The 22,612-nt window shown below is 60.9% G+C and carries 16 protein-coding genes; 6 read left to right on the top strand and 10 right to left on the bottom strand.

Annotated elements, in window-relative coordinates:
* The first annotated feature begins 98 nt into the window (after nt 1–98).
* The 3 genes from FYK55_RS18160 (at nt 99) to FYK55_RS18150 (ending at nt 4,902) form a co-directional block, all read left to right on the top strand.
* A complete protein-coding gene (locus FYK55_RS18160) occupies nt 99–1,406 on the top strand; it encodes a DUF58 domain-containing protein (RefSeq protein ID WP_235908787.1) in 1,308 nt (435 codons plus the stop codon).
* Between the two features lie 222 nt (nt 1,407–1,628).
* Nucleotides 1,629–2,711: a hypothetical protein gene (locus FYK55_RS18155; RefSeq protein ID WP_235908786.1), complete on the top strand. Its 1,083-nt coding sequence runs from the start codon at nt 1,629–1,631 to the stop codon at nt 2,709–2,711.
* A 625-nt stretch (nt 2,712–3,336) separates the two neighbouring features.
* On the top strand, nt 3,337–4,902 hold the full coding sequence (locus FYK55_RS18150; RefSeq protein WP_150077865.1) for a sulfatase family protein: 1,566 nt from the start codon (nt 3,337–3,339) through the stop codon (nt 4,900–4,902).
* A 558-nt stretch (nt 4,903–5,460) separates the two neighbouring features.
* Here FYK55_RS18150 and FYK55_RS18145 read toward each other — a convergent pair.
* Together FYK55_RS18145 and FYK55_RS18140 are read right to left on the bottom strand one after the other, a co-directional pair.
* The gene (locus FYK55_RS18145; RefSeq protein WP_150077864.1) at nt 5,461–6,900 is read right to left on the bottom strand and encodes an oxidoreductase; all 1,440 of its coding nucleotides are present in this window, start codon (nt 6,898–6,900) and stop codon (nt 5,461–5,463) included.
* Nucleotides 6,901–7,042: 142 nt separating this feature from the next.
* Nucleotides 7,043–8,047, bottom strand: coding sequence for a DUF993 family protein (locus FYK55_RS18140; protein WP_150077863.1), 1,005 nt, complete (start codon nt 8,045–8,047; stop codon nt 7,043–7,045).
* Nucleotides 8,048–8,193: 146 nt separating this feature from the next.
* Between FYK55_RS18140 and FYK55_RS18135 the strand changes: the two genes are divergently transcribed.
* A complete protein-coding gene (locus FYK55_RS18135) occupies nt 8,194–9,051 on the top strand; it encodes an AraC family transcriptional regulator (protein WP_150077862.1) in 858 nt (285 codons plus the stop codon).
* 18 nt (nt 9,052–9,069) lie between these two features.
* Here FYK55_RS18135 and FYK55_RS18130 read toward each other — a convergent pair whose 3' ends face one another.
* The 3 genes from FYK55_RS18130 to lysA all read right to left on the bottom strand — a co-directional run bounded on the left by FYK55_RS18130 (nt 9,070) and on the right by lysA (nt 13,763).
* Nucleotides 9,070–9,957 (bottom strand): alpha/beta hydrolase, encoded by an 888-nt coding sequence (locus FYK55_RS18130; RefSeq protein ID WP_150077861.1) that lies wholly within the window; start codon nt 9,955–9,957, stop codon nt 9,070–9,072.
* A 166-nt stretch (nt 9,958–10,123) separates the two neighbouring features.
* Entirely contained in the window at nt 10,124–11,977 is a 1,854-nt protein-coding gene (locus tag FYK55_RS18125; RefSeq protein ID WP_150077860.1) for a hypothetical protein, read from the bottom strand.
* Nucleotides 11,978–12,488: 511 nt separating this feature from the next.
* A complete protein-coding gene (lysA, locus tag FYK55_RS18120; protein WP_150077859.1) occupies nt 12,489–13,763 on the bottom strand; it encodes a diaminopimelate decarboxylase in 1,275 nt (424 codons plus the stop codon).
* A gap of 161 nt (nt 13,764–13,924) precedes the next feature.
* On the opposite strand from lysA, the gene FYK55_RS18115 reads away from it, so the two are divergent.
* Nucleotides 13,925–15,259 (top strand): MBL fold metallo-hydrolase RNA specificity domain-containing protein, encoded by a 1,335-nt coding sequence (locus FYK55_RS18115; protein WP_150077858.1) that lies wholly within the window; start codon nt 13,925–13,927, stop codon nt 15,257–15,259.
* A 103-nt stretch (nt 15,260–15,362) separates the two neighbouring features.
* Here FYK55_RS18115 and FYK55_RS18110 read toward each other — a convergent pair whose 3' ends face one another.
* The 4 genes from FYK55_RS18110 to FYK55_RS18095 all read right to left on the bottom strand — a co-directional run bounded on the left by FYK55_RS18110 (nt 15,363) and on the right by FYK55_RS18095 (nt 19,861).
* Nucleotides 15,363–16,868: a Gfo/Idh/MocA family protein gene (locus tag FYK55_RS18110; RefSeq protein ID WP_150077857.1), complete on the bottom strand. Its 1,506-nt coding sequence runs from the start codon at nt 16,866–16,868 to the stop codon at nt 15,363–15,365.
* A gap of 273 nt (nt 16,869–17,141) precedes the next feature.
* Nucleotides 17,142–17,549, bottom strand: a complete 408-nt coding sequence (locus FYK55_RS18105) for a gamma-glutamylcyclotransferase family protein (RefSeq protein ID WP_150077856.1) — start codon at nt 17,547–17,549, stop codon at nt 17,142–17,144.
* A gap of 136 nt (nt 17,550–17,685) precedes the next feature.
* A complete protein-coding gene (locus FYK55_RS18100; protein ID WP_161604609.1) occupies nt 17,686–18,852 on the bottom strand; it encodes a 3-hydroxyacyl-CoA dehydrogenase family protein in 1,167 nt (388 codons plus the stop codon).
* Nucleotide 18,853: 1 nt separating this feature from the next.
* Entirely contained in the window at nt 18,854–19,861 is a 1,008-nt protein-coding gene (locus tag FYK55_RS18095) for an alpha-1,2-fucosyltransferase (RefSeq protein WP_150077854.1), read from the bottom strand.
* A 465-nt stretch (nt 19,862–20,326) separates the two neighbouring features.
* On the opposite strand from FYK55_RS18095, the gene FYK55_RS18090 reads away from it, so the two are divergent.
* A complete protein-coding gene (locus FYK55_RS18090) occupies nt 20,327–21,469 on the top strand; it encodes a hypothetical protein (RefSeq protein ID WP_150077853.1) in 1,143 nt (380 codons plus the stop codon).
* A gap of 16 nt (nt 21,470–21,485) precedes the next feature.
* On the opposite strand, the gene FYK55_RS18085 is transcribed toward FYK55_RS18090, so the two are convergent.
* On the bottom strand, nt 21,486–22,511 hold the full coding sequence (locus FYK55_RS18085; protein WP_150077852.1) for a DUF368 domain-containing protein: 1,026 nt from the start codon (nt 22,509–22,511) through the stop codon (nt 21,486–21,488).
* Between the last annotated feature and the right edge of the window lie 101 nt (nt 22,512–22,612).

Raw genomic sequence — 22,612 nt, 5'->3', positions numbered from 1 at the left:
GCGACCCGACGCACAGAACCGTCAGGCGCACCGCCTTGGGTTATCATGTGGCGATGTCACCCTCCGACCCAACGCCCCCACCGAGTCGACGATTCGGAATGATCGCCGGCGCCGCCGCCCTGCTGTTGCTGGGGTGGCTGTTTGGAGCTTCGTTGTGGGTGTTGGCCGCCATCGCCGCGGCGTTGGTCATCGTGATCAATCGGTTCCTGGCATCCACCTGGACGAACTGTTCGATCGCGTCCCGCGCAGGAGGCGATGCCGAACTGAAAGTGGGCGAGATCCTGCCGGTCGACGTTTCCATCACCAATCAAAGTCGGGTGCCGGTGTTTTGGTTGTTGGTCGAGGACTTGCTGCCACGCTGGGCCACCGTCCATGACCCGCCGACCCTGGAGGTCGACGGCGACCGCGTGGCCGTCCTGCTGCTGTGGCCGGGACAGACGCACCACCTGAAATACCAGATCAAATGCCGCCGCCGGGGTTATTTCCAAATCGGTCCCACGGTGCTGGAAACCGGCGACCTGATGGGCCTGTATCGCCGCTACCGCGTGGGCGCCCAACCGCAATACGTCACCGTCCTTCCAAAGGTCGTGGAACTGACCGACTACGAAATTGGGTCGCGCCGTCCGATGGGGGAGATTCGCATGCGTGACAACGTGATGGAGGACCCGACGCGGCTGCGCGGAATCCGGCGGTGGGAACCGGGAGACCCGATGCGACGGGTGCACTGGTCCGCAACGGCCCGCACGGGAGTGCTTCACAGCAAGGTCTACGAACCGTCATCGATCGCCGGCGCAACGCTGGTGGTGGATCTTCACTGCGACACCAATCCGGTCCGCAACGAACCGATCCGCACGGACCTGGCGATCACCACCGCGGTCTCCATCGCGAACTCTCTGCATGAGCAATCGCAGCCTTTTGCCCTGATCAGCAATGGTCGGGACGCTGCCGACAGAATCCGCCAGGAAGGCTGGTCCGGTGATCATCGGGTTCGCGACCATGCCAGGCAATCGGCGCAAATGTTGGAAGCCAGCGATCGAATCCGCCCGGTCGTCGTGGACCTGGGTCGCGGTGCCGTCCATCTTCAACAACTTCGTCGAACCTTGGCTCGGCTGGAACGCACCGACGCGATGTCCCTGGGACAGTTGCTGACGGAGACCGAGTCCCGGATCAGCAGCGAAACCACGCTGATTGCGATCTTTCAAATGGCCAGCGAAGAAACGTTGTCCGCGTTGATCGGATTCTCCCGGCGCGGCCGAGCGGTCGCAGCGATCATCAACACTTTCGACATCAATGACTATGGAGCCCTGGCCGGCCCCTTGATTGCGGCCAACATCCCGACCTTTCACCTGGCCGCCGAAGGCGGCATCGCGGAGCTTTGTCGCAGCGTCCATCTCCGCACCGCCTGAGTCACCGTCGCCGGTCGACCGAACCTTCGACTGACCGTCTCCGACCAAGCTGCGAATGCGTGAAAACCGGGAGAATCGGTACAGTCCGGACCCGGCCATGCCGATCAACGGATGACAGGGGAGGCCAGGTCTGATTCGGCGTGACGGCGTGCTGCGCCGCACCGTGTCGCCATGTCCGCCCCGCGCTTGGATAAAGACTGCCGCCAACGGACATGAGAAGCGATGAAGATCTCGCTAGGACGCTTATCGATGGACGCTCGCCAGATCCGCCTGCGAAAGGGAAGGGCATTGCTGTGCCGATGGGCGGCGGAGACCGGAAACGCGGTGAGCCGCGCGACCCTGGGCCTGGCCTTACTGGCAACAGCCGGCGTTACCGACGCGGACGCCCAACGGCCGGTCGTCCCGGGAACCGGAAGTGAGATCGTCGGCGTCGCGGATGATTTCGAAGACCCCGAGTGGAAATACATCCCGCGGGATCCCAAGAGCACCGAAGACATCGACGAGAACCAGCGTGGCCCGATGGGTCGCACGACCAACGGCCGCTGGTATGAAGGCATCAAACGGGGGCACCCCGATGTGGTCCGCCGCGTTGCCACGCCACCCGGAGGCATTCCTGGAAGCACCGGTGCACTGCTGATGCGCAGCAAGTTCACGGGGATTCCCGGCCGTCCCAGCGGAACGATGCACCAAGATGACTTTGTCGCCAACGTGCAGTACCGCTTGAAACGCCGCCTCGACATCTCCGAGGTGCCCAGCGTCACCACGCGTGTGTTCCTGCCGCCCGTCGATACCTGGGAAAACCGCAGCGGTCCCCACTTCGGATTCCGGCTGGCATTGGAGACCACGGCGATGGTCGACAAAGAAGTCGGGATCGGGATCTTCAAACGCACCGTCGAAGAGATGGGCAACGAAGTCTACTGGCCGGGCATGTTTGTCGAGTTCGAGAGCAAATCGCAAACCGGCAAACCGAACGACTATGCCTACCTGCGGATTCGAGGCAATCAGCGAGGCGGCGATTTCCGCGGCCCGCAAATTACCACCACCGGTTGGTGGACCATGGGGATGAGCGTGACGCCCGACGGCATGGTGCACTATTACGCTTCACCCGGTGTCGACGACCTGACCGAGGATGACTACATCAGCAGCCAGTACCCGTACAGCTACCGGGCCGAGCGTTTCCGCACGTTCTTCTACAACATCTGCAGTGCCGACGACGGACAACGTTGGAGCACCACGTTCATCGTTGACGACCCCAAGGTGTACGTGCTGCGGCCCAAGGGGCAACGCATTGCCACCCGTCCCTGAACTCTGACTCGCGGACGCACTCGCGGCGAAGCGTGACGCTCGCCCTCCTAGGAAAGGAGGGTGAAATAAAGCTGCACGCCCTCAAGTCGCGACGCGCCGACAGCCCCCTGCCGTCGGCGTGAGCCGACGGAAACGGTCGCCCATTAAAGGCCAGCCGCGAAGCGGCGACAGCAACCGGCTCAGGCGAGAGGCAAAGCAATTCTCCCCACGCAGCGCTCGCCCCACCATGGAAAGCAGGGTGAAATAAGGCTGCACGCCCTCCGCGCGGCAGGGTGAAGTGATTTGCGAAAATTCAAATCGCCGCTCTCCGCCGTCTGGCGACGGCGGCTACGGGGTTGGGTTCTTCGACGACGGCGGCTACGGGGCTGAGTTCCTCGCCGTCTGGCGACGGCGGCTACGGGACTGAGTTCTCCGCCGTCTGGCGACGGCGGCTACGGGGTTGAGTTCTTCGCCGTCTGGAGAAGAGGGCGACGGGGTTTCGGCGATTGCAAGTTGATCACGCCGGCCAACTCCGCCACCGGTCCGGTCAAACTTCTGGGGATCGTTGTGACTGGCTTGGCATTCGGTTTAGACTGTTCCAAGCGATTCACGCCTCTTCCCCACCGAACCCGGAGCCCCGCCCCCGATGGCTGTTCTCTCCCGCCGTGTTACCGTCCTGGCATCCGCTTTCTCCCTTGCCGCGCTGATCGGTTTTTCCGCTGTGTGCCCTGCGGAGGACTTGCCGGAAACTCCCAAACGCGATGCGATCAAGCCGCGTAACGTGGTCTTCATCCTGACCGACGACCACCGCTACGACGCGATGGGTTTTGCCGGGCACCCGTTCCTGGAGACGCCGCACCTGGATTCTCTGGCGGCCAACGGAGTGCACCTGAAGAACGCGTTTGTGACCACGTCTTTGTGCTCCCCGAGTCGCGCTTCCATCCTGACCGGTTTGTACACGCACAAACACCGCGTGATCGATAACAACCGGACGGTCCCCGAAGGCACGTTGTTCTTCCCGCAATACCTTCAGCGGGCGGGCTACGAAACGGCCTTCATCGGAAAGTGGCACATGGGCGGTCATCACGACGATCCGCGTCCCGGATTCGACCACTGGATCAGCTTTCGTGGCCAAGGGAATTATCTGCCGCCCGGGCCCAACTACACGCTGAACGTCAACGGAAAACGCGTCAAGCAAAAGGGCTACATCACGGATGAATTGACCGACTACGCGATCGATTGGCTGGATCAACGTGATGACGAAGAGCCGTTCTTTCTGTACCTGTCCCACAAGGCCGTTCATGCCAACTTTACTCCGGCAAAGCGTCACGAGGGCCGGTACGCCGACGCGGACCTGAGCTTTCTTCCGCGGGGAGAGAACATCAAAGCGGAGAACGATGCTCCGCGGTGGGTGCGGGATCAAAAGAACAGTTGGCACGGCATCGATTTCTCCTACCAAAGCGCTCGAGGACTGGATTACCTGTATCGTCGTTACTGCGAATCGGTTCTGGCGGTGGACGACAGTGTCGGACGCGTCCTGGACCAGCTGAAGAAGATGGGAATCCACGACGACACGCTGGTCATCTACATGGGCGACAACGGCTTCATGTGGGGAGAGCACGGATTGATCGACAAACGCGTTTCCTACGAAGCGTCGATTCGCGTTCCGATGATGATGCAATGCCCGAACCTGTTCAAAGGCGGCACCGTCGTCGAGAACGTGATCGGCAATATCGACGTCGGACCGACGATCCTGCACGCGGCTGGATTGCAGGCACCCGATTACATGGACGGACGAAGCTTTTTGGACATTCCCAACCGCCCGGACATGCCCTGGCGCGACTACTTTCTGTACGTCTACTACTGGGAAAAGAATTTCCCCCAATCGCCGACCCAGTTCGCCCTTCGCGGGGATCGCTTCAAGTACATCACCTATTACGGACTATGGGATGTCGACGAGCTCTACGACCTGACGACCGACCCGGGCGAAACCAAGAACCTGATCAACAACCCCGACTACAACTCGGTGGCGGAAGAGATGGAGAACAAGCTGTACGAGATGCTTGGTGAAGCGGGCGGGATGGACATTCCCATGAATCAACCGAAAGGCCGCAGCCAAAACAAACGCTGGGCGGAAAAGGGCGGCAAGGAAGCGGCCGATTTCCCCGCTTCGCTGGTCGTCGAAGAGCCGATCAACCAGCAGGCCCACTGAGCGGCAGCCACACGCGACCTCGTTCCCAGGCTCCCGCCTGGGAACGCACTGTCTCGCTGGCTCTGCCAGCCCCTGCTTCGCCAGCAGGCGGAGCCTGCAATGCATCGGGTTCCTAGGTGGGAGCCTTGAATCCAGCGGGCATTGAACATCCTCGTTCCCAGGCTCCCGCCTGGGAACGCACTGTCTCGCTGGCTCTGCCAGCCCCTGCTTCGCCAGCAGGCAGAGCCTGCATTGCACCGGGTTCCTAGGCGGGAGCCTTGAATACAGCGGGCATCGAACATCCTCGTTCCCAGGCTCCCGCCTGGGAACGCACTGTCTCGCTGGCTCCGCCAGCCCCCGCTTCGCTCGCAGGCGGAGCCTGTATTGCACCGGGTTCCTAGGCGGGAGCCTTGAATACAGCGGGCATCGAACAACCTCGCTCCCAGGCTCCCGCCTGGGAACGCACTGTCTCGCTGGCTCTGCCAGCCCAAGCTTCGCCAGCAGGCGGAGCCTGCATTGCACCGGGTTCCAAGGCGGGAGCTTTGGAACCAGGGTGTGGCGGTCCCGACGACAGACCGATCAGGAATTGCGAACGGAAAGCTTCTTCAACTCCTGCAACTGTTTCCGCTCGGGCATTTCCTTGTAATACGTGTCCAGCGGGTAACAACCGCTGATCATGCCCTTGCGTGGCGCCGTCGTACAGTCGCTGAAGGTTCGACAGATGCGCTTTCGCGCCAGGGTCTGTCCCTCCAACACGTCGGCCGGCAGGTCTGGATAGGACAGGACCATCCTGCCCAGACCGATCGAATCGGCGAGTCTATCGCGAATGACCGCTTGGGCAACGTTCGGCAGCCAATCCTGCAGGTAGGTGTACCCCGATCCGACCACAAACATCTCCGGAAACCGTTGCTTCAGCTGGGCCGTCGCCGCAATCTGGCGCTGCACGCCGACCAACGGATCTTCCGGCGGCTGGTAGCCATCGCTGGGTGGGAAGAAGGCCGGGCGTTGCAGGTGCGGTGTGTAGTAGGGACTGCCGGCGGTCGTGCAAATCAGTCGCATGCCGAGCTGCTGCATCAGTTCCAAGAAGCGAAGGGGCTCGGTCAAATCGATGCCGTCGCCCCCCGGAGTGGATCCGAACACCAACCGGGGATCGGCCAACGGGTCCGGGACGCCAACGCCCGACTCTGCCTGGCAATAAGGCACAAAATCAAACACGCTCAGCCGGACCCCCAACTCCAACCCAGGTGCTTCACTGCGGATCCCGGCGACGATGTCGCGTAGAAATCGCGTGCGGTTCTCGAAGCTGCCTCCGAATTCACCCGGCCGATCGATGCCGCTAAGAAGTTCGTGGCCCAGGTATCCGTGGCAGTGCTTGATGTCAACGAAATCAAAACCAAGTTTTTGAGCCCGCGCGGCCGCGGCAACGAAATCATCGATCAGTGCTTTGAGTGCGTCGTCGGTCAGAATTGGCGTGTCGTCATCAACTCGCACCCGAGGATCCAGCGCCGGGTTCCGCTGAACGATCCGAGGCTCGGGCGTGTGGTGGTCGTTCGGCTTGGCGTACCGTCCCGAATGCGTCAACTGCAGTCCCACCACCAGGCCGTCATCGTCTCCAAATCGTTCGACGTGAGCAGCGATCAGAAGTTCGCGGAGCTGGGCAATGTCCTTCTGGTTGGCTTCGGTCAAACAGAGTTGGTTCGGGTTGGCGCGACCATCGTGTCGGACCGCCACGGCTTCGCCGCCCCACATCAACTTTGCCCCGCTGATTCCAAAATGTTTCCAACGCCTGCGAGTCAGATCGCTGGGCTTGCCGTCGGACGTTCCGTCCCAACCCTCCATCGGCAAGATGCAGAAACGATTGCCAATCGCCAGCGTGCCCGCCTGGGCTGATTGAGCGAGTACCGACTCCGCCCCCGCGGTGACTTCGCGGTCGGCCGGTAGCTCCAAGCCCAGTTCGTCGAGCCGTCGCTGAAAATCGTCAAACGTCTTCAGGCTTGCCAATCGGGGATAAGTTGCCATCGCGGGAGTGTCCACCAGGAATGTAAGAACAGTTGAGTTGAGCAGATTGCAGGATCGGCGATTGAACGACGATGGGCCCGTCGACGGATGATCTTCGCAGCCGCGGCGACGATGCGCGGATCGGGACCGAGAAGCCGACCGATCAATGGGTAAATTCAGCCAGGGCCGGTTCGGACGACGGCACCTTCGCCAAAAGCGTCTCCAAATCCTTCGCAATCAGCTCCAAGATGTCGCGATCGCCGTCACCGCGTTGCGGGGACCCGGGGAATGTCCGATCGGTTTGGATCTGACCACGCAGTTTCAAAAACATCGCCGCATCATGCTTGTAAGCGGGAACGGGAGCACGAAAGGCGAAGCATCCCAAGTACTGCAAAAGATCGTTCAATGGATAGAAATCCGGGTCGCCACGTTCCCACATCGCGTCGCGGGCCGCGAATGCATCCGGTGCAAAGGTGCTGAGCCCCAGCAGGTAGTCGCTGCCATACATGATCATGTCGATGGCCAAATCATTTCCGGTCAGCACTTTGAATTCGGGGCGAATCTGATCCCGCAACAACAGCCGCTGCCATTCCAGCGAACGACTGAGCGACGAATGCTTGGCACCCAGGCAAGCGTCGATCTGCATCAGTTGTTGGTACACGTCCAACGAATAGATCTTTCCGAAGGGCGCGAACATCGTGCCCAATTCGAACGCGTAGAAGGCGTCACAATCCGAAGTGATCGTCCGATAATTCTGGACGACCGCTTCATCGTCCGCGTGCGCCAGTCCATAGGATTGGAACAAAATCGGCGTTCCGTCGAACGACTGAATCTGTGCGATTTGCTTTCGGTATCCGTCGCAGTCGAGCGACGCGTTCGGCTGGTCGGCGACGAATGCGCCGGCGACGTAACTTCGTCCGCCGGAAATTCCTTGCGTCCGCCGCAGTGCTTGTTCCCGAATCGATTCGTCGATCAGGTTCCCGTAGCCCGTGTCCATGTTGATCGCGGGAACCAACCCACAATCAAAGGTGCGTGCGACATGGTCGTCAAAGCCGGACCAGTCGACCGAGTCGTCCGACAGCAGCGGCAGTAAAATCGCCGACATCCCCGTCACCTTGCGTCGCGGGCGTAGCATCGTCGTCGGTTCAGGCAGTACCAGTGGGTCCATCGGAGCTCCGGTTGCGTTTTGGGCAATTCGCAGTCAATAATTCAAGAAGGTAACTTAACCCCAATGAATCGTCTTGGGAAAACGGAAATTCCGATTTGGCAAATCGGGCACATCTAACTCGGCGGGCCGTGCCTCCGGATCACCTGATGAACAAGCCGAAGCTGACCGACCGTCCGTTGGAAGAGAATCTGCCGCCCTGGGGCGTGCTGGTCCTGGAGAGTCATCACTCGCCGCAATTCAGCATGGATTGGCGCGAGCACGAATTCCTGAAACTGGTCTACGTGCTGCGAGGCCGCGGCGTGCTGGAGTTTCCTCAGCAGGTGATTCATTTTCATGAAGGTGATCTGGTCATCGTCCCACCACGAATGCCCAATCGTATCACAGATGCCCCGGACGCGGCCAGCAGCTTGTATGTCTGCTGCATCGCGTCCGATCGCGTGGCGTTCGATCCGGATTTGATCGCGGACTTGAGTGACGACGGCAAAGCCCGGTTGATTTCGGGCGATCCCCACCTGTCCCACCGGATCGCCACCCAACTTCGCCGCATGCGTCACAAACAATCGAACCAGGATCGATCGGTTGCGATCTCACTGGTCGGTTCGGCTCTGCGGCTGATTGAATGGGTTCTGCAGGCCCAACAGCATGCTGACCGCACCGGAACCAAACGCTCCGGCGTGATCAGCGATCGCGACGTGATGGAAGAATACGTCGCGCGACTGGGATTTGAGTTTTACGAAGCGACGACGATCGACGCGGCCGCAAAATCGCTAGGCATGTCTCGCAGGACCTTCACGAAACTGTTCCACGAGGTGACCGGAGAGACTTGGCTAAGCCGCGTGCGGGCGCTGGCCATCCGGCATGCCAAACACCAGCTCGCGCAAACCAATCTGTCGATCGCTTCGGTGGCCTTCGAATGCGGATTCAATGACCTGTCGACCTTCTATCGGCAATTCAAATCACAAGTCGGCGTGTCACCGAAGGCCTATCGCAAGTCGATCAAATGACGACTTCCGTTGGCCAGGTCAGTCGACCCACTGCTGGTCTTTCATCCATGCCAGACACAGCGACAGCCAGGCGTCTTTCGCTTCGCCGGTATCGCGACCGCCGAACCCGTGGCCGCCGGTGGAAAAGACGTGCAATGCCGAAGCGATGCCGTTCTGCTTGAGCTTTGAAAACAGCGCGATCGGTCCCAGACAATTGATTCGGTCATCGAATGCGTGAGCGAAAAACATCGGCGGCGTGTCCTTGCTGACCGTCAGCCCATCGGCCAACTCCATCGATTCCTTGCCGCCTTCGTTCAAGTAGGCGGCATAGATCAACGCGGCAAAGTCCGGAACCGGCGACGCCTCGTCGCGTTCATCGATCGCGTCATACAATCGTTCGGTGGCGGTTGCCGCATGCGCCGTGGCGTTGCCACCGGCGGAGAAACCGAGCACGCCGACGTGTTCGCTGGGAAGTGATTCAAACACGCCACTGCGAATCATCGACACGCTGCGCTGAATGTCTTGGACCGGTGCCTTCCAACGCGGTGATTGATTTCGCGTGGGAACACGGTACTTGAGCACGGCGGCGCTGACCCCATGCTTCTGGAACCACTCGGCGATCTCCGTGCCCTCCAGATCCCAAGCCAAGATCGAATAGCCGCCTCCGGGACAGATCACGACGGTCGTTTCCGAATCCTTGGCGGGATACAGATACAGTTGCGGGGTGCTGACGTTTCCCAATCGAATCACGTCGCGTCCGGCCACTTGGCGGCCGTCCGGGCCGGTGGTATCCGCTTCGGCTCCCTCCGGCGCTTCCCAAGCGGGCGGATCACCCGGCCATACGTTGACCACCGATTCTTGCCCGGCGACCGGCAGCACCAGGAGGAAGTTGATCAGAACGAAAAGGGTGGTGAGCGTGCGGATCATGATGAAACCGTTGAAACCGAGGGAGAAACCGGGGAAACGCCCCGCAGTTTACCTGGACGGCGCCGGCTCGCGGTACTCGGCGGGAACCTCACGTCCCCGAATCAAAAAACGCCGGCCCAGGGGGGCCGGCGCGAGATTGATCTAGCGGAAAGGATTCGTCCGTCCGCTAGCGTCGGCGACCGCGACCGCGGCCCTGACTCTTGGACGACTTCTTGTGATTCTCCACATTTTGATCGACCAGAATGCCGACCACTTCTTGCCACGTCGGGACAGGTTTGCGACGGCGCGAATCATCGCCCCGATCGTCGGAATCCGAGTCCGATTCCGACCCGTTGATCTCATCGCGTGCGGATTCGGATCCCGAATCGCGACCGCGTCCCGAACGAGACCGGCCGCCTCGACGTCCGCGGCGCGGACGATCTCGACGAATCACTTCGACCTCTTCGTCGTCTTCGTGATCGTCGTCGAAAGCGGACACCGGCAGCGGCTTCACTTCCAACTCATCGTCGTCATCGTCGTAGGAGTCACGCTTCTCCGACTGCCGCGACGACTCTTCACCGGATCGATCAGAATCTTTGCGACCGCGACGACCGCCTCGGCCACGGCGACCACGGCGACGGCGGCGGGAGCCGCTGTCCGATTCATCCGAGTCCACGCCGGCACCAAAACCGTCGTCGTCGTCTGAATCGCGTGATTCCGATGAAGCATCTTCCACTTCCTCGCGTTGGTCGCCTTCCGAGCGACGGCGGCCACGCCGCCGACTACGTCCGCGAGACTCGCCGTCGCCGGTATCACGATCCTCCGGATCGAATGAATCGTCGTCGTCCTGGTCCAATGCTCGATCCTGCGAAGCATCATCCTGGGGCTCCGACATTCGTTGGCGCTGGCCACGGCGTCCGCGACGGCCGCGACGGCGTGAGCCTTCGCCGGAATCGTCGTCATCGCCCGTCGAAGGAGCATTCCGCTCCGACGGTGCAAAGTCGTCACTTTCCTCCTCATCGCGGCCGGACGAACGTCCCGAAGAAGCCCGTCCCGATTCGGAGCGATCCCGACGTCCACGCTGCGACCGAGAGTTTCGGCGGCCGCCCCGCGAGCGTTCCATTTCGGGCTCGTCCCCGGAATCACTCTCGCCGGAAGCCGAGGGCGATTCCTCGTCGTCTTCGTCCGGTTCCAAGTCGGAAAATGATCGGAAGGACAGGGGATCCGGAATCTCCGATTCTTGCGAAGTGGAGCGTGTGGGCTGCGGCGACGATTTGGCCGCCGCCGCCGGTGCCTCTGTGTCGGGTTCCGATGGTTCCGGTTCCGGCTCTTCAGGCAAATCCAGCCCGAGTCCGCTGCCGAAACCGCCGGAGGACCGTTTGGGCTTCGTTGTCTTGCCTTCGGGGACCCGCGACTCAACCTGAGTCGGCGGGCGGTGTGGGGCCGGTTCGTCGCCGGCTTCGATGCCCAGTTCACCAGCCAGTTCCGACCAAGCGGCATCGTTCTCGGCGGAGTCGTTCTCGTCGGATTCAGCTTGCTCCGTCTCGCTGGCCTCCATCGAATTTTCCTCGGCCTGGTACTGCTCCGTGAACAAGCGATCGGACGCGGTCTCGGATCGCTCCAGCGTGCGAAATTCTTCGATCACCGGAGCTTCCTCCGCGGGCGGTCCGCCGGCGGTCAGCTTGTCGATGGAAGGATCTTTCTCCGAAACGCCGAAGCCGGGAAGCTTGGCGGTGGACGCCGCGGAGGTGAGGGCGTCCAGCACGCGGTCGGCCGTCAGATCGTCGTCGGCGGGAAGGTCATCGTTGGGACCGGAGTCGGCGGGGACGTTGGCCGCCGCCTCGGCAACCGGGGGAAGCCCCTGGCTGGCCGATGCGGGACGTTCGGCAGCGTCCGGTTTCTCTTGGTCGGCTGGTGGCGTGGCAGAGGAGGACGATTCGAGTGACTTTTTCTTCGTTTCGTCGGATTCAGATGATTTGGGCGGCTCGGCCGGCCCGGGGGTGCCAAGCAATTTGGCAAGCAAGTTCCAATTGTCAGACATTCGGTGTTCTGGTCGTTTGTTTCGGTGGGACGGTCAGCAAACCGTGAACGCTTCGAAGCAGGCGGCTCGTCGATCGAGAGACGCCGCGGGAAGTGGTCCAATCCCGGAGACCTGGCTCGGAGAAATCTGTCTCGGAGCGGGCATCCGAACAGCCCTGCCCAGAAAGACCTGCCCAGAAGGACTCGGTTGACAACCGTGGGGGGGAAAAGCTGGACGTGACGCGCACGGGAGACCAATGACGTGTTCGCTGAAATAGTTGGGCCGCCCGCTTCCCCTCGGCAGACTTTCCGCGACGCGGGAAGGCCGGCATCCATCCCCTATGTATAGCCTTCGGCGTCCGGTTTCCCAAGGGGATTCTGCGGGCTCTGGCGGTGCTTTCCCCCCAGACATCGGATTTCGCGGTCACCGACAGCCGCACTGCATGCGGCCGGTCGCGAGACGCGACCGTCGGGAGCCTTGGGGCAGGCGTTTGCCGGGTCGGCATCCCGGCAATCAATCGGCATAACACGGTTCAATCCGGGATCATCTCGCCACGAACCAGGTCTTCGAAGGTTTCCCGCTGTCGGATCAACTTCGGCTGCCCGTCCTCGATCATGACTTCGGCCGCCCGCGTCTTGCTGTTGTAATTGCTGGCCATGACGAAACCGTACGCCCCGGCGTTTTCCAGGATCACGTAGTCGCCGACACGACACATCGGCAGCTCTCGCTTGTCGACGTAGCCGCCTTCGCGTTGCGTGAAGATGTCGCCCGATTCACACAACGGGCCCCCCACCACCGCTTGGACCTTTTCCCGCTGGGCGGCGTCGGATCCATCGGCGGGGCAAACGGAAATCGGATGGTGGGCACCGTACATCACCGGTCTGGCCAGATCGTTGAATCCCGCATTGAGCAGGAAGAACAGGTTATCCCCCATCTTCTTGACGCTGCGAACTTCGGCAATCAGGAATCCCGACTCGGCCGACAGGAATCGCCCCGGTTCGATTTCCAATTCCACGCGATGGCCAAACGCGTCGCTCAACCGGCAACGGGTCTGATCCCAAAGTGAGTAATACTTGTCCAAATCGACGTAGCTTTCTGCTTCGCTGTAGGGAACCGGCAGTCCGCCTCCGGCGCTGATCGTCTTGATCGTCCGCCCAACCTCCAGCGCGGCACGCTCCATCGCCTCACACACCTGGCTGAGGTGTTCCAGATCGGTGCCAGAGCCGATGTGCATGTGCAGCCCCGTGACGGTCACACCGTCCTGATCGGCGCGACGCAAGCACTCGTCAATTTGCGAAAACCAGATTCCGTGCTTGCTCTGTTCACCACCGGTATTCGTTTTCTGGCTGTGCCCGTGTCCGAAACCGGGATTGATCCGCAACGTGACGTCCGCCCCCGGGCGACGCTGGCCCAACTGCGAAATCATGTCGGGTGATCCGCAATTGACCGCCAAATCGTGTTCCAGCACCAGATCCAGCGATTCGGCGTCAAAGATATCCGCGGTGTAGATGATCTCCTTGCCTCCGCCCGAGTAGCCGGCGGCCAAGGCCCGACGGATCTCACCCGCGCTGACCGCGTCGACCACCACCCCCTGACGCCGCATGCGATCCAGAATGGCCAGGTTGCTGCATGCCTTCTGGGCATAGCGAATCGCGTCAAACGCGTGCAGGTCCGCGATCCGTTGCTGAATCGTCAGCAGGTCGTACACATACAGGGGCGTCCCAAAGGACTTGGCCAATTCGACCACGGATTGCCCGGCAATGTCATGACGGCTGGTCGAAAAGATCGGTGGGGTGAAAGCAACCATCGCGGCAATCTAAGTTGAGGGCGAACGAAGAAATGTTTTCATCGGTTTTGGCCGATTATCAGACTGTGGAAAGGGCCTTTTGTCCACCGGCCCCAGCCCGGGGCATTGGCAAACCAGGATCATTCCGTCGGCATCGTTGGGACATTGCTAGCGGAGACATCATGGAATTGCGTCATCACGGCGGGCATCAGGGCGTGACCGGCTCGTGCCACCAATTGGTTTTCGACTCCGGCCAGTCCGTGCTGGTCGATTGTGGTCTGTTCCAAGGCTCCGACGCCAACCGGCATCCCGACCTGGAAATCGAATTCCCGTTGACGGGCGTCATCGGCCTGTTGCTGACCCACGTTCACCTGGACCACGTCGGGAGGTTGCCCTACCTGATGGCCGCCGGCTACGAGGGCCCCATCTACTGCACGCAGCCGACCGCCAAACTGCTGCCGTTGACCATCGAAGACGCATTGAAAATCGGATTCACGCGAAACACCCGGATGATCGAAGCGTTCCTGGACACGCTGCAAACCAGGCTGAAACCGCTGCCCTACCACCAGTGGACAGACCTGGGAAATGACGTCCAGGTTCGGTTGCAGCCGGCCGGGCACATCCTGGGCTCCTGCTACGTGGAAATTCAAGCCGACGATCGACGCGCGGTCTTTTCCGGCGATTTGGGCGCCCCACACGCGCCCTTGATGAAGGTTCCCGACTCTCCCGAACGTGCCGATTTGTTGGTTCTGGAATCCACCTACGGAGACCGTCACCATCAGGGACGCGCCGAACGTCAACAGACGCTCGAACGAGTGCTGAGAAAGACGTTGGAAAACAAAGGCGTGACCATCATTCCCGCCTTCAGCCTGGGACGGACACAGGAATTGCTGTTCGAGATGAACATGATCTTTGAACGCGTCCAGAGCGAGCAGGAAGCCGGGATCATGAAACGCGTCGACGTGATTGTCGACTCGCCATTGGCCTGCCGCTTCACCGAAATCTACAACGAACTGCAACCCTACTGGGACCAGGAGGCACAGCAAGTCCTGCGTTATGACGACCAGCCGTTGGTGTTTGAGAACCTGACCTCGATCCTGGATCACGAGGAGCACAGTTCGACCCTGGATTACCTGGAACGCAGTGACCTGCCGGCGATCGTCGTGGCCGGCAGCGGCATGTGCACCGGCGGTCGGGTCGTGAACTATTTGAAGCGTTTCATCTCCGACCCCAAAGCCGACGTGGTGTTCATCGGCTACCAGGGCCACGGCACTCCGGGACGCGAAATCCAGGCGGGCCATGACAAGGTACGATTGGACGGTACGGTGTATCCGGTGCGCGCCGCCGTGCATTCGATCTCCGGATACTCGGCGCACGCTGACCAGGCTGACCTGCTGAGGTTCGTCACCGAAATGCCGTCACCGCCTGGCGAGGTCGTGCTGGTCCACGGGGAAGACCACGCCAAGCGGATCCTGTGTCAAAAGCTTCGCGACCTGGGAATCACAGTCCGCGGGTGACACATCGACAGCGGACACGCTGCGCGGCGACGCAATCCGTGGGACGGGGCGCATTGGTCACAGACCGAAACGCCCCCTCGAAAGACAGATCTTCCGAACCGGCTCAGGCACCGGCCGGGTCTTGGCCATCGATCCAGGGGCCTGCCTGGTCCATGTAAGTCGGCTCGTCCAATCGGCTGCCGAATTCTCCGGCATTCCATCCCGGGATATGGTTCGGCGATTGGCGGGCCGCCGATTTGGCTTCCCACTTCTTTGCCCAACCGGGGTCGGTGGTAGAAATCTCTCGAGAGTCCGAGTCAACAAAATAGACGTGGCCCTTGCGATAGCTTTGCGCGCCCAGGTTGACCACGGCCATCGCGGCGGCACCCAGGTCGGGCGGGTTGTTGCACATCGAAGGATCGCCCGCCTCACAGGCGTCCAGGAAGTTTGCAAAGTGGGCGTGCGTCGTGTTCTTGACCGGCTCGGTCGCAATCGTCTCCGCTTCGAAGCGCCGCCTGCCTGAATCGCCCTGGGTGGTGACTTGACGACGTTCCGGGATGAACTCGAATCCGTCGAAACCTTCTCCGTTGCCCAAAGCGAATGTCCCGTAATGCCCGCGAATCAGCTGGTTGACGCGTGATTCCTGGTTGCACATCGTCGCCGTGACCAGGCCTTGAACACCCTCGTTGAAGTCCGCGACCACGGTGGCAACGTCCGGGACGTCCCGTCCGTCGTACTCCAAGTAGATTCCCCCAGCGCCGACGACTCGTCCCGGGATACGCAACCCCGTGGCCTTCAACATCGACGTCGTGCGGTGCACGAACAGATCCGTAAACATCCCGCTGCCGAACGGCCAGAATCGTCGCCATTGTTTGTAGACGGCGCGATCGAAAGGCATCTCGGGAGCCAATCCCTCGCCCTTGCCCAGCCAGCGGTCCCAATCGATCTTCTTGGGCGACATGTCGGGTACCAGTTTGTAGTACCGCCACTGACCGACGTTGCTGTTGCGAAAGTACTCAGTCTGGAATCCGAGCACTTTGCCCAGCACCCCGTCTTGCAGCAACGCGCGAATCTCATTCCAAACCGGCAGGCTGGTCGACTGCACACCGACCTGCATCACCTTTCCCGACTCGCGCCATTTTGACTCGACATCGAAAGCCTCCTCGACGGTCTTGGTCATGGGCTTTTCGCAGTACACGTTCAACCCCGCCGCCAGCGCGTCGACCGTTTGCTTGTGATGCCAGTGGTCAGGGGTTCCGATGCAGACCGCGTCCAGGTTTTCCTTGGCGATCATATCTCGGTAGTCAACGTACCGTGCCGGATCCGTCCCGGTTTTCTCCTTGATGAAATCGGCAACCTTGTCCCGCTGGGTTTCATAGACCTCCGCCACGCCAACCAGGTCAATGTTGCGACCTTCCGCGTGCAGATTGCAGAGCGTTTTGACGTGCGCACCGAAGCCTCGTCCGCCCGGACCGATGAAACCGATTCGCATCCTCTCGTTCGCCTTCGGCGCCGCCTGAACGCGCTGTGGCATCGCGACGGCGGCAGCCGTGGCACCGGCCGCCCCTGCTTTCAAGAAGGATCGTCGGCTGCCGTTCGGAGAGGGATTCTGTTTCGCGGGTGGTTGCATCAACCTGGCCTTTGGGGTGGGAGGGAACACGAATCGGCGGAATGGGATCACAAGTCAAGCAGTCGCTCTCGTGCGGTCGCGAGGTTTCTTGGGATCGTGCCTGTCATTGGTGGGCGATGAAACGGCAGATTGTAGTCGAAATTGAATCGCCGGAGGGAGCGAACCGGCCACGCGATCCGCCTCACGGACGCAAGGTTCTGAAGAGTGCGATATCGCCCCAGCCGATGGCGACACGACCGCCACATCGCGTCTGCGTTGCTTCCGCGTTACGCGTCAACCGTCCCAGCGGCTGCAACCGTTCGCGACGGCAACCGGCTGAAACCCGTCGCGGGCCGGATCGCTGTTATAGAAGTACGTGTACGCGTCTCCCAACGGGTGATCATCCAAACCGCTGACCTGAACCACGTGCCGGTGATAAAGGTCGTGTGGCTGATTCCCGGACGTCCCTTCAATCTGGTCCAGCACACGCAAGACGGAATCCATTTGCCCGTCGTCGAACGTCCACAATTCCCCGACGACCCGGTCTTCGCCGGCGGTAATCGCCGGGTAGTCGGCGCGTCCGAACAATCGGGCCCGGATCCATGCCGGCCGGATGTCACGTGGTACGGCCGGCCAGGCGTGTTCACGGCATTGCCCACGCTTGAGCGTTCCGTAGACAAACACGCCACGGGGGAAACTCATGATCACTGGTACCTATGACAATTGGTTGGCTTTTGATTTAACGCTCCCTCGCCGTTTCCGTCGGCTAGCGCCGACGGCAAGGGGCTGTCGTCCCTTTGCGACTGGAACTCTTGCGGTTGTGCTTCACTCCGATCACTCACGCGCGCGAGAGCGATCGGTAAGTCGACTGCCACTTGTCAATGGACGCTTCGATGTCTTGACTGCCAAGTTCAGCGAAGAAAGCCGACCAGGACGTGTGCCCCGAGAACCCCAATCCCCCCACCATCGCCAAGTCGACCGTTTCAAGCGAATCGGCCACCTTTTCCTGCAAGACGTTCTGGCCTTCGATCCACATTGGCAGTGTCAGCAATCGCAACACGTCACCGTCGGTGAACACATCGTCGGCGACGCGATAGGTCTCAATCAGCTTGTTGGTCTCGGGGGCCAACTCGGCCGAACGCCTTCCGCCCGGATAATCGTACAAGCCGTGACCACAATGTCGCCCGAAACGCTTTCGTTTGACCATCGCCGGAATCAATGGAGACGGATCGATGCGACCTGGGAACGCACGCATGTAGGCGCGCCCCGCGTGATACATCGTCGGCGTGCTGATCCAATCGATCAACTCCAACGGTGACATCGGCATTCCGTACACCATCGCGGCCCGTTCCAACTGCGATGCCGTGACGCCACGACACAACAGCACCAGCGCTTGATTGAGATAAGGCGACAACATTCGATTGACGATGAACCCTGACCCGTCACCGACCCTGAGCGCGCGTTTGCCCAGCCGACGGGCATGCTTGATCGCAGCATCGATCACCGCGGAATCGGTGTGTTCGTTGACCACCACCTCGACCATCGGCCGTTGCGGCACCGGCATGAAGAAATGCAGTCCGCAAACCTGGCGGGCGAACGGTTCATCGCCAGCGATCTCGGCGATGCGGAGAGTCGACGTGTTGCTGCATAGCGCGACCTCGCTGCCGAAGGCCTCGTGCAGCGATCGAAACAGGTCCCGCTTGGCCGAATCGATCTCGGCAATCGACTCGATGACAATCGGCATCGTCACCGGCGGTTCACCGGTGCCATCGCCAACCACAATCGCAGACAAGCCATCAATGCCAATCGATACGTCACGCACCGAAAGATCCAGATGCGACCAGCGCTGCGACGCCGACTTCAGGACCGCGGCATTTTTGTCCACCAGACAAAATGGGATCGAACGACTGACGTGATCGTCCGCGATGGCCAATCCGACAACGCCGGCACCGACCAGCATCGTGGGAGGCAGTCCCTTGGGCCATTCCGGTTCACTTGGCCCCATTTCAAGACGCTCTGGCGATTGGTGTCGAATGGTAGGAATCGCTGACGTGCTGGACCGGCGTTGGTGGCTCATCGAACGGATGCTCCGCCACCGCGACGGCGGCATCGATCTTCGCCATCCGATGATCCAGCGATTGCAGCGAAACGTTTCCGTAGAACGATGCCCAACGGGTATACGTGCTGGGCGGTCCGATCAACAGATCCGTGCGGGCCAAAGAATGCAGATCCTGCATCATCGATCCTGGTCCGAGCTCGAAGGAAAGTTCGCGAAAAGCATCCAATTGGATCTGACCATTGGTGCAAATCAGGAACCGCACCTTGCGTCCCGGCAGTTGTTCTTCCACTTCATGCATCCAGCGAGCGTAATCGGCATCGGAGTAGTAATAGCGCCCGCCCATGAATCGCGCGTAGTCCCCGCGCCGGACATGGACTCCGACCAGGACGTCGCATTGATCTCGGGCACGTTCAATCAGCCGCTCCACGGCATCTCGATCGGTCGGGTCTGGTTGAAAGAAATCGATGATGGGCTGGCGATGTTGCCTCAAGAGCGATGCGTTGCGAAACCGCCAGCCCTGAACCAGGACGGGGCGACCGGATCCCACGGCCTGCCGGAAACGATCCCCCAGTGGGTCACACTCCTCGCCCGGCGCAATGCGAAGAATGTGAGCCGGGAAACGTCGCAGCTTCGCCAGATACGCGGTCTTGGTGGTGACTTCACATAGGCTTTCCAGACCACGACGGGCGGAGCGGGTCCAATGGGTCGCCGGCCCAATCACTTGACGCGGCGGATCCGCGGTCGCCAAATCCGCGTCGAGCGGCGCGGTCGCGCGAGCCAGGTGTCGGTCGTAGCGACACCAGACGTCATTCCGTGTGCTGGGGAAGTAGGTGGCGTACCGGCCGAAACAAGGGTTCCGCAACTCCACGCCATAGTGTCGCGCAGCGGCGATCAGATGGGCAAACAGTATCAGGCGATTTCCGAGCTGGCCGTAGCGTCGGGCGATGATGATCATGACAAGTTCCCGAGTTCCTGTGATTCCCCCAACGGTGAGCGAGTGGCCATGACGAGTAGTCAGCCCCGATTTCGCCTCGCCCGATCACATCGCTGCTGAATGCTATCGATCCGATCGGGTTTCCAACAAGTCCGGTTCCGGTGGGCTGCCGTCACCCCTCGGCCCTGCGTTTTCCTTCGTCTCGGGCGTGCCAACACCGCACCTCGTTCCCGGGCTCCCGCCCGGGAACGCACTGCAGGCTGGCTCCGCCAGCCCACCACCAATCGCTCGCCACACTGCGACGGCAGGCAGAGCCTGCCAGACAGCCGGTTCCAAAGGCGGGAGCCTTGGAACCCGGGGGGTGTTTTGGTGGACGGACGTCCCACAGGGTCACCTTGACCCGAGGCAGTCGCATTTGCTAGTTCGCGTCTCATGCAGTCCACACCTCCACCCTCGCGCCAATCACCACCGAATCGCCGCCATCGCTTGAAACGATGGCTGGCTGTGATGGGATTGCTGCAGGCAGCCTTTCTTGTCACTGCCGCCCGCGCTGACGATCGATCGTCATTGACCGAAGTGGTCGATGGTCCCTGCGTCCTGTTGCACAACGGCAACGTCCTATTCGGCCAAGCGACCAAAGTCGGCCAGGTGATCTACCTGACCCGAAAAGACGGCTCAGCGATTCAGCTCTCGGAAGACCAGGTGGCATGCACCGGTGCTTCGATTCTGGAGCTTCATGAGTACCGCCGCAACAACCGCCTGACCGGGGATGCTTCGCAAATCCAAGCGGATGCGCGTTGGTGTCTGCGATACGGGCTGATCCGCCAAGCAGCCGAAGACGTCTTGTTGGCAAAATCGCTGGCCCCTTCCGATCCCGAAACCCAACAGTTGATCCGACAGGTGGCTCGGCGTTTGAAGAGCATCACGGAATCGGACACCTCGGACCAGCAAGATCGCTGGAATCAATGGCAAAAGACGTCGGTACGCCAAGTTTCCCACGAGGAATCCAGCATGCCGTCGGTTCCCGAGGAGCCCGAACCGTCCATCGACGAAGACTCGTTCAACCAATTCGTCACTCGGATTCAACCGATGTTGACCAATCGCTGCGCCGGATGCCACGCTCGGTCCGCAAAGGGAGTCGGTGACTTCCCTTTGCACGCGGCGATCACGTCAAGCTGGGCTCCGAAACGGGTCGCGGAAGACAATCTGCGATCGGTCATGAAGTTTGTTGACTTGGACCGGCCGATGGAAAGTTTGCTGCGAACGCGGGCCATGGACCAACACGGTGGAAGACGCAAATCGTTTGGCGATTCCGCCTCGCCGATGATGGAAAACCTGGACGGCTGGCTGAGCACCCTGCGAAGACCGGACGAAACGACGAACGATCCGGATTTTCCGTCTGCGGATTCAGCGCTGGCGCCGTCGCCGCCTCCGGAGCTGCACCGGGTTTCTGAGGAATTGGACGGCGAGTCCCCCGACACGATTCCGGCACCACAGTTACGCGGAGCGATCAAATCCGACGCCAGCGAGCCGAGCGAAGCGACGGCCGCCAAGAACGTTCGACGAATGCCCAAGGTCAACAACCCATTTGACCCCGACATTTTCAACCGCCGGATCCGCGGGCACTGAGGGTGCTGTTCATCCTCTACGGTTCGTCGTCAGCAATCGACCCGGCCACGCGTTCAAGCATCAGCACCAACGCGGCCGACATCACGATCAGGACCGCCGGCATCACCAGGCTGCCCTGCCAATGAGCCGGCGAAACCAATTCCATCACGCGTTCCTTGGCATCCAGATTGGCGGTCTCCGCCGTGGGAACCTGCAGCGGCCACAGTTTGATCAGGCTGCCGAGCATCAATCCGATCAATGCCGCCATCGTGACACTCTGATGTCGCTCCAACAGCCAACGCAGCAATCGCGAAAACGCCAGCAGCCCGAACAGACAGCCGAAAGCGAAAACGCCCATCTGCACCAGACGGGACAGATCCGTATCCATCTTGACCATGTCCTTGATCATTCCCGTGATCGGATGGTAGACCCCGAACAGAAGCAGGACGAATGCGCCGCTGATTCCCGGCAGAATCATGGCACAGATCGCCACCGCGCCGGAAACAAACAGGTAGGGAAGGGATGGATCGGCCGAAGCCGGTGACAGACGCCCGATTGCGATGGCCGCCACGACCGCCAAAGCGCAGGTGACGACGCAGGACATTCGCCAACGGACCACATAACGCCGCACGATCCAAACACTGGCCAAGATCAATCCAAAGAAGACGGCGTACGTCTCCGACAACCGATGATCCAGCAGCCAATGCATCAATCCGGCCAAGGCTAAAATCCCGGTTGCCATCCCGATCGCCAGCGCCATCAAAAACCGCCCATCGATTTGTCGCCAAGCGGTTTGCCATTGTCCCTGCCGGACCATCGCCAAAAATCGGTGGTCGAAACGACTGATGGCAGTCACCAAACGTTGGTAATGTCCGAGGATCAGGGCAACGGTCCCGCCGCTGATTCCCGGGACGGTGTCGGCGGCACCCATCAGGAATCCTCTCAGCGCGTTGATCAAATCCTGCGAAATGCCAGGACGATCCGACGGTGACGGATCCGATACATCCCCGATATTCCGATCGACTCGCTCCTGCAAGGTATTCTGATTCTCCGGTGACATCATGCGTGGTTCCTTTGCCCGCGACTGCGATGAATACTGCGGCGACAGTGTGATCGCGACACACCGTTTCGAGAACCGTCGCCTCGCGTTTTTTGACTACCCAA

The sequence above is a fragment of the Roseiconus nitratireducens genome (assembly GCF_008629675.1).
GTDB classification, from domain to species: domain Bacteria; phylum Planctomycetota; class Planctomycetia; order Pirellulales; family Pirellulaceae; genus Stieleria; species Stieleria nitratireducens.
The sequence above is the reverse complement of the archived record's forward strand: the minus strand, read 5'-3'. Positions and strand labels throughout refer to the sequence as shown.